The following is a 6618-nucleotide window of genomic DNA, read 5'->3' as shown; positions in this document are numbered from 1 at the left end:
ATTATACAAACGAATCCTCTCTATTTATTATTTTTCAAGAAAATTTTTATCATTTTTATATTTAGACTAAACTGAACTGATAAACAGTGGCAGAATGATAACTTATTAATATTGCAATTTTACTTTTTTCGAATTTTATCTTTAACATTAACTATTTTCTTCACAAATAAATCCAAACCTTTGGATTCATAAAAAGCAAAACAATTACAAAGAACAATATTTCTGTCTCCGGTCTCAAAGTGCAAATTATTTTTCTGAGAATAATACAAACCAGTTACTGCAATAACATAATCTATTACTTTATTTTTAAGCTCATCATCTTCTAAAAAATTACCGTTTATTGAAATTTGAACTCCCGAAGCATCTTTATAAGTGTTATAAAAGGTTGAATCAATTTTTTGATAATTGTAGCTTAAACATTTATTAAAAGCATATTTTTTTATTTCTGCTACTTTATTCTGCCCTATTGCTTTTGTAAAAATTAAAAGCACAAATAACAATAAATAGTTATTCTTTTTTATTTTAATTCCCATAACTTTATTTCATCTGTTTGTATAACAATATTTTTCTTCTTGATAGGATGATAGGCTTCATATTTCATATTAAAATAATAAAGCTCACTAGAAGGATCATCATGACGTGGATCTCCGGGATATATTAAGTTTTTACCATCCCACAAAGTAAAATGCCCTGAAGCATTTCCCCATCCTGAAACTTTAAACATAACAATTCCTTTCAGTTTACTGAGCTTACTCCAATCTGTTGTTGACACACCAACTTTTATTTCGCCTAAATTAGCTCTCTTAAGTGTTACATCAAACTCAGGAGCCCCTAAATGGTCTTCTAAATATTTTCCCAATTCTTTTACTCTATACCAATAATAGTTTTTTGTCACTCCCGTACTTGTTCCTACATGTACCCCACCGCTAGAACCTTTTTCTCTATATTTTGAATTATCTTTTGGAAGTTTGAAACCACTTAAATTTAACCCTCTACTCATCCTAAAAGAACAAGTGTTTTCCCAATCTTCGGGTGCTTTTTTGTATAAATCTATTAAACCATTACCTATATCATTATAAAGTTTAACTGTATCTACCGATGTGTTTGGATAATTCTTTATCATATCATCCCATTTTGGTCTTGTGGCTGCTACTACCCTTGCCTGAACACCCCCAACACTAGCTACAATATTACGTTGCATTAATTCTATTGGAATTATCTTTTCAAAATCCATAATTTTTCTTACTTGCTTTATTTTCGTTTTTTTTTCCTCCTTAATTATCTGTTTCTAATAAATTTAGAGTGTAGTCTTTTAGGACCTTTTCAAAAATTACAGTATCACTTTTACCAACAGTTCCTGTAAGATTTAATTCAGTTAAATTATCCGTCAACGGTTTCCCATCTTCACTTTTTATAGATACTGTGACACTCTCCCCTTCTTTATAATTCAAGGTCTTTACAACCAAATTCATGTCTACATAAAATCTCGACTTTTTAGCTAATTTGGTGTCATTATACGTCCAGTAAAGTTCTACAATTCTTTTTTCTAAATCTGGCACAGGCGCCCCTGTTGTATCAATCTTTTCCGGTGCATTGCGTTGTGCAGAGTCTGTAATTTTAATATCGACTCCTCCATAATTGCATTTAATCGTACTTTTAAGAAGTAATGGAAATTTTTCCTGAAAATACACTGTTCCCACCTCTTTCCAGTCGGCAAGCTGCATTACTGAAGCGCATGGACTTGAACTCTGAGGGCTTTTTTTGCAGTTGCCTTTAAAGATTACACTCTTTTTGTCTTTCTCGACAATCGTTGCTACTTTTTTGTCTTGTATAGTAGGTGTGTCAAAATTTACTTTTAAGTCGCCCTCCGGAACGGTACATAAGTCACATTTTAATTTGGCTCCGTCGATAACAAATTTTAAGCCATCCTCGGCTTCCTCTTTTTCCTCGCGTTCTTTTCGTTTTTGAGTATTATCTGGTTTTGCCATTAAAGTGATGTTTTATTAATGTTATACAAAATGCTCAATCTTTCTTTTTCTATTTCTAATGTTGTCAATTCTATCTGATGTTCTCTGTACTCTACAGTACCATCATATTTTATGCTATCTGTCTCTGCATTCTCTCCAAAAGGTTTTCCTGATATGAAGTAGGTGTCCAATTTTTCATCTTTTGGATAAATGCGTTCCAACATTACAGTGCTCCCACAATCTATTATTTTTTTTTGCCGCTCAATAGGAGACGGGTTTCTATATAAACTAAAAAAATACAAACCAAACATTTTATAATCGGAGAAGAAGGTTATCATTTTTTGCTCGTCTTCTACCGAACTGCTAATATCCTGCAGGTATGATTCTGTAACAAAACCAACATTATCTATAGCCAATTTGGCACGAACAATTTCCCATCGCTTTCCCAGTTCCTCAAAGTTTACTATTTTGATTATTTTACCATAGTTATTTACTTCTACTTCAACTTCGTCAAAAGCAGCTCCTATTCTTTTAAGAAAAATAATATTCTCTGTAGATAAATTACTTGTGATTTCGATCTCGGAAAGAAACAACTGAAACAACTTATCATTTCCGTTGTCTTTGTACCTCGTGATAGCAATCTTTCGGGTGTAATTTATTTTTTTTATCTTTTTTGGATTCGAGAAATCTGTTGTTACCGTTTCAAATACAAACTCATTTATTTTATCAAGCTCAGGAAATACAACATCGTAATCTAAATAGGTCATACTTTAATGTATTTTTCTTTTTCTGCCTTCATTGGGCTGCATCCCGAACCAATCTCTTGTTGAGGACCAATGCAGGTATTCATTCCTTAACTTTCTCAACATGGTTTGTGAGCTGTAACCAACAACAGTAACTCCCTCTATAGTATATGTTTTCATTTCAGGCTCTTTTTGTGGTATTTTAAGCGTCTCAAAGTCTAATTTAGGTTTATATTGTTCTACCCGTAAATTGTCGATTGGTATTTTAAGCTCTTCGTATTCATAAGTATGATTTTTGAGTTTTTGCTCTATACTTTGTATTTCCGCTTCGCATCTCTGCTTTTCTATCCTTTCCAGTCTTCTTTGTTCGATTACTTCGTCACTGATGAAATCCCATTCTTTCACCTCGTTGGTTTCATCCAGTGCATAAGGTGTTAAATAGCTTTCTACATCTGTTAGAAAATCATCTAATGGAAATTTCACAGTTGTTTCTTCTACAAAATACTGCTTCATTTCAGTACTTTTGGCATACGTTTCCATAAAGTGCAGCGGAATATAACTGTACTCTTTTTTAACGCCTTCATACTGATCTTCGGTGCCTTCTATTTTTTTTCCACGGGTTCCTGTAAGTTTATGATAAGGTGGAAAACTCCATTGAATTTTTTTTTCGATTTGATCTTCTTTATACCAATACTGTCTGATCAGGTCTCTTCTTAGTGCCTCTAACCCCATTTTATCATCAAAAAAACCATTTGGAAAAACAGAAACATAATGTCTGTCTTTCATTTGAGTTCCGATTTCATCAACAACTTCTTTCTCGGTCATGTAAGCTCCACCTATATCGCAATGTACTCCCGGAAAATTCTTTTCGATGTATCTGCCGGGAATTTGATTGATTCGGGTAAGGGCAAAATTTTGACGGTGTTCGTCTTTTGCTGTAAAGTGTACTACTTTTTGGCAGTATAAATTATTCAGGTGCAGCTCGGCAATATCATCATTAAAATGCGTTGACCAGGCTTCTTTCAGGAGCTTGCCTCCTTCGTCTTTCACATTTCCATAATCGTCGTAATGATCCCGAACACCATTCTCCTCAAAATAAGAGGAAACGGTATCATAAATCCCCACGAAACGGACGATGATCTCTACATTTTTTAAATCATGAAAATCAAGGCTCGTTTTTTTTAGTAAATTGTAACCCAAATGCCCCATCTTAGGCAGCTGATCTCCTACTAAATACTTATTGTTTATCTCATAATTATCGACATCAACAAAGGCTGTTCGCATTTTTTGTATGCGTACACTACCGGATTCCGAATATGGCCTTTCAATATATTCTACTCCACAAGGGATTTGTTTTTTTAAGGCATTTGCGTAACCACTATCATGGTTTACCTCGTAGACCAGGTTTCTTGCCGTAGCAGCACCTCGGCTGAATCCAAATACATCGAGTGTGATTTGGGCAAGTTTAGTTTCTTCGGAACTTCCGTCCAACTTCTGTGCTACTTTATCTGCAATCTGTTCACAAGCGTTACGCACTCTGGCTCGTATCCCTGTTTGTCCTGAACCAAAAGCAAAACCATCTGTACTGTCGCGCATTAGGTTATCCGTTCCCATACCGGGTACGTAAATGGCGTATTTTTTTTGTTCACAGCATTGCCACATGCGTGCCACATTGGTGTAATCGTTGCTATAACTGTTATCTGTTCCCATGCGATCCAAACCAAACTCGTTTAAAGGAACTCTATAGGAGGCAACGAGATATTTGTCTCTTTCATCAATAGCTTTAAACTCCGCTTCCTCGGCAGGAGTTTTATTTTTCTTAGAGAGAAGTTCTTCTATCCGTCCTTTATTCTTTATTTTTTTATATTTTTTTTCGTCTTCACTTTCCAGCGTCGCATTGTCTTTTGAATAATCAATATTTCCGTCTGCATCCTTACCCCGGCTATGTTTGTTACGCATATCGGTATTCGTTTTATTATTGAGTGTGCCGTCTATAAAAATTCCAAAAGTCAGGCGTAGTTCTTCTTTTTTTATATCATCGGCCGCTGCTCCTGTATTGTATACAAATGTTTTTCCCATAACAATGATTCTGTTTTTGTATATTCTTTTAGTAAATACGATTCGAAAACTAATCTTTTTTGTACAAAACTAATTCTGATAAGTAGTGAATTTCACTGGTAATTCTTTTCCATTACCTTTAAGGGTAATAGTACAGGAACTATAGGATTTACCTATTTTCACTTGCATTTCTATGGGGGCTCCAGGCTTTAGTTTTTCAATATCTCTAAACGTTTCGCAAACTTCCTCGTCTTTAAATATTAACTCTAAATAACCTGTTTCTCCATTCTCTTTACTATAATCAAAACTTATCTTGAAAGGTGCTGCATTTTCCTGTAACGGTAGATGCATCTCTTTTTTTTCAGCAAGAGACTGTCCCAAAGTATGAGTCAAAAAATAAATTTCATCCGGCATCTTTTCTCCTTCAGGAAACAAAAAAACAGGATGCCAATTGTATTTGTATTCTCTTGTCACTATGCTTGACTCAAAAACGTTTGTTTTACTTTTCTTCAGTGGTATTACATCTGTACCGTTTTTTAGTGTGGCTCCCAAATAATCACTACCCGGGTTTATTTTAACTTCTAAATCAATATTTGCCTCAGGATTCTTTTTACGCAACTCTTTGAAGGCATCAAAAATTTCTTTCTCGTCAAAAATAAAGGAACCACTATACCCCTGTCCGTTCTTATCCCACCAACGAATCCCTAAATTTCGCGGAATCGCTCTTTCGTGATACTCATTTTTTACAAATTCTTCTTCTAACAATGTTTCCCGTTCTCCATTAAACAGGCTAAATGACAATTCATCCTGCACTTTTCCCTCTCTCACAAATACAGCTGTAGGGCGCCAGTTGTACTTTATACGGTAACTGTCCCAGAGTCCGTAAGGAATAGGTTTATTTTTATGTGCTTCCTGATCTTCCGGAGCTATAATTTTTGGATTTTTTAAAGTTCGCGCTCGGTCAGCAGGATCAAACAAAAGTCGTTCATGACTGTCCAAAGAGGCAATTTCCTTAGCGCTTATCTCTGTTTTTTTTCCTTGATAACGCCCTATTTCTACATCTTTCTGTCCGCCTTTCAGCCACACTACTACTACACCTCCCGGAGCAAAACCCACTGTAATGTGCTTATAAGTCGTCATTACTTTTCCTTCTTTTTGAACGCTGCTCTGAAAGCCTTCGTTGAATAGTTTTACCATTTTGGGATAGTCCAACTCTGTATCGATATGATACATCACATCTTCAACATAAGAGTACCAGGTACAGTTAAGTCTTTGTGGAATTGGTTTTTCACCCTGACTCATCCCCGAGGAATTTTCTCCCCAGTCTCCTATACCTGTGGTTGTACCAAAACCGTATATACCCGTTGTACTGTTAGGCACTTCGTTTACACCATTTGACACTAACGGGCCTTCAAGCCAGCCTCTATATACTTGTATTGGGTATCCTGAAGGACAGCTTAAACCTTCCTGCCATTTAAAATTTGTTTCCATATTACTAAGGGGGGCTTTTATTGCGGAGCTATTAACTTTTTTATTGGTTTGCTTTTTCTCCTGGCAAGAAATTGTTAACGTATTTGTTATAAGAAATAATAGTAAATAAAGGGCTATTTTCTTCATGCTTTTTTTAGATTTTAGGCATACTTATAATGTCTTAATGAACTACTTGTAAATATATCAAAAGTAAGATACATCCCATATTTTTTCTTTATCCTGACTTGTTTCTGTACACTATATTTTTTACCTTTTTTATTTTATAACTTTAGTAATATGGAAGCTTTTTTCATAAAATCTATTATTTATACATACCCATCTCACTATTCTTTAACCTTTTCGATTATTCCTTTTTAACA

The 6618-nt window shown here is 34.7% G+C and carries 6 protein-coding genes; all 6 read right to left on the bottom strand.

Translation table 11 applies throughout. The features are described from left to right. Window positions 1-119: 119 nt before the first annotated feature. Window positions 120-533 (bottom strand): hypothetical protein, encoded by a 414-nt coding sequence (locus JO950_RS15775; RefSeq protein WP_202703517.1) that lies wholly within the window; start codon window positions 531-533, stop codon window positions 120-122. Beyond that, window positions 518-1234 carry a T6SS effector amidase Tae4 family protein gene (locus tag JO950_RS15770; protein WP_202703516.1) on the bottom strand — a complete coding sequence of 239 codons (717 nt, stop codon included), beginning with the start codon at window positions 1232-1234 and terminating at the stop codon, window positions 518-520. Before JO950_RS15770 ends, JO950_RS15775 begins: the two co-directional genes overlap by 16 nt. Before the next feature lie 40 nt (window positions 1235-1274). Then, entirely contained in the window at window positions 1275-1988 is a 714-nt protein-coding gene (locus JO950_RS15765; RefSeq protein ID WP_202703515.1) for a DUF4280 domain-containing protein, read from the bottom strand. After that, the gene (locus tag JO950_RS15760) at window positions 1988-2734 is read right to left on the bottom strand and encodes a hypothetical protein (RefSeq protein WP_202703514.1); all 747 of its coding nucleotides are present in this window, start codon (window positions 2732-2734) and stop codon (window positions 1988-1990) included. The genes JO950_RS15765 and JO950_RS15760 overlap by 1 nt, the downstream gene beginning before the upstream one ends. 3 nt (window positions 2735-2737) lie before the next feature. Next, a complete protein-coding gene (locus JO950_RS15755; protein WP_202703513.1) occupies window positions 2738-4789 on the bottom strand; it encodes a phospholipase effector Tle1 domain-containing protein in 2052 nt (683 codons plus the stop codon). A 69-nt stretch (window positions 4790-4858) separates the two neighbouring features. Beyond that, window positions 4859-6259 carry a DUF2931 family protein gene (locus JO950_RS15750; protein WP_237732365.1) on the bottom strand — a complete coding sequence of 467 codons (1401 nt, stop codon included), beginning with the start codon at window positions 6257-6259 and terminating at the stop codon, window positions 4859-4861. Window positions 6260-6618 lie beyond the last annotated feature (359 nt).

It is taken from the genome of Flavobacterium sp. UGB4466 (genome assembly GCF_903469665.1).
Taxonomy (GTDB): Bacteria; Bacteroidota; Bacteroidia; order Flavobacteriales; family Flavobacteriaceae; genus Flavobacterium; species Flavobacterium lipolyticum.
The sequence above is the reverse complement of the archived record's forward strand: the minus strand, read 5'-3'. Positions and strand labels throughout refer to the sequence as shown.